Here is a 1,960-nt window from a genome sequence, read left to right as displayed (position 1 = left end):
GACTCGTCGTCGGCAGCGTCAGATGTTTATAAGAGACAGGCTGAGGGCGTTGTGGGCGTCGGTGAGGCGCTTGAAGATGCGCTCCAGCCGGGCGCGGAAGCTGCCCAGGTTCTTGCCGAAGTAGCGGTCCGGGTGGAAGCGGCGGGACGCGTTGTAATAGGCCTGCTTCACCTCCTGGGGGCTGGAACCCCGGGCCACGCCCAGCACGGCGTGGTGGTCCATCCCGTCCAGCGAGCGCTCCATCTCGATGATGTCGCGCTTCTGGTCGGCATCCAGGTCCACCTCCTCCGCCAGGGCGGCGTCCACCACCGGGGCGGCGGGAGGCGCGCGCTGCACCACCCGGGCGGGCACGATGGCCCCCTTGGCGCGCAGCGACAGCAGCACGGCGATGGTGCGCGCCTCGCCCAGCGAGGAGCGGGACAGCACGGCGTCGATGCGCTCGACGCGGCCCACCAACGACAGCACCGAGCCCTCCTCCGGGCTGAGCTGAAGGCGGGCCGGGTCCAGGTGGGGCACCGTAGCGATGTGGTCGGTCCTGCCCCCCAGGCCGACGATGGGGTTGGGCGCGCTCAAGGTGTCACGATCCACGGGATGGCGAATCCCCAAGTGTAGGTGTCCGGGAAGCGGGGCGTCAAACTTCCCGGGTCCGTGGGGCCCCTCCCCCTTTTACAGCGCGGAGAGGACACGCTGGAGGATGCCCAGCGCTTCGTCCAGTTCCTTCTGGGAGATGATGAGGGGCGGGGCGAAGCGGAGCGTGGTTTCCCCGGCTGCGTTCACGAGCAGGCCGGCCTCGCGCAGCTTCGCGATGACGGGCGCGACCTCCCGGTCCAGCTCCACGCCCAGGAGCAACCCGAGCCCGCGCACGGCCTTGATGCGCCCTTCCGGCAGCGAGGCCTGGAGCGCGCGCGCCCCGGCGAGGAAGTGCTCCCCCTTGGCCTGCACGTCCGCCAGGAAACCGGGCTGGCGCAACAACCGCAGCACCACGTTGGCCGCGGCGGCGGACACCAGGTTGCCGCCGAAGGTGGAGCCGTGGGTGCCCGGCGCCAGGCTCACCGCCAGCTCCTCGCGGCACAGCATGGCGCCAATGGGCAGCCCGTTGCCCAGCGCCTTGGCCAGGCTGATGGCGTCCGGCCGGATGCCGTGGTTCATGAAGCCGAAGGGCTGGCCGGTGCGGCCCATGCCCGTCTGGACCTCGTCCACGAGCAGCAGCAGGCCCTTCTCGTCACAGAGGGCGCGCAGGCCCTGGAGGAAGCCCGGGGGCGCCATGCGCACGCCGCCTTCGCCCTGGATGGGCTCCACCAGGATGGCGGCGGTGGAGGGCCCGATGGCGCGGCGCACCACCTCCACGTCGCCGTAGGGCAGGTGCCGGAAGCCCTGGGGCAGCGGCTCGAAGCCGGCGTGGTACTTCGGCTGGCCGGTGGCGGTGACGGTGGCCAGCGTGCGGCCGTGGAAGCCCTTCTCGAAGGAGAGGATCTCGAAGCGCTCCGGCGTGCCCCGGTCCTTCATCACCTTGCGGGTCAGCTTGATGAGGGCCTCGTTGGCCTCCGCGCCGGAGTTGCAGAAGAACGCGCGCGGCAGCCCGGCCCACTCGGTGAGCTGCTCCGACAGGTCGATCTGCGGCTGCGAGTAGAAGACGTTGGAGACGTGCCACAGCGTGTCCAGCTGCGCCTTCGCCGCCGCGACGACCTCCGGGTGGCAATGGCCCATCGCGCACACCGCGATGCCACCGATGCAGTCCAGGTACGCCTTGCCGTCCGCGTCCCACACCCTCGTGCCCTGACCGCGCACCAGGGCAATGGGTTGCTGCTTGTAGTTCTGCAGCAGGTGCTGCTTCGCCTTCTGGATGAGGGGCTCGTTGCCAGGGGCGGAGGCGGGGGACGGCGGCGGTTGCAAGGCTGTCCCTTATACACATCTGACGCTGCCGACGACTAGTCGAGTGTAGATCTCGGGGGTTGCAGTA

General features: G+C 70.2%; 2 protein-coding genes. Both read right to left on the bottom strand.

What is annotated here, in order from left to right; all coding sequences use genetic code 11:
• Positions 1 to 18: 18 nt before the first annotated feature.
• The gene (locus D7X32_RS48030) at positions 19 to 588 is read right to left on the bottom strand and encodes a J domain-containing protein (RefSeq protein ID WP_244239523.1); all 570 of its coding nucleotides are present in this window, start codon (positions 586 to 588) and stop codon (positions 19 to 21) included.
• Between the two features lie 78 nt (positions 589 to 666).
• Positions 667 to 1,893: an aspartate aminotransferase family protein gene (locus D7X32_RS44275; RefSeq protein WP_120608464.1), complete on the bottom strand. Its 1,227-nt coding sequence runs from the start codon at positions 1,891 to 1,893 to the stop codon at positions 667 to 669.
• Positions 1,894 to 1,960 lie beyond the last annotated feature (67 nt).

The sequence above is a fragment of the Corallococcus carmarthensis genome, assembly GCF_003611695.1.
Classification (GTDB): Bacteria; Myxococcota; Myxococcia; order Myxococcales; family Myxococcaceae; genus Corallococcus; species Corallococcus carmarthensis.
The sequence above is the reverse complement of the archived record's forward strand: the minus strand, read 5'-3'. Positions and strand labels throughout refer to the sequence as shown.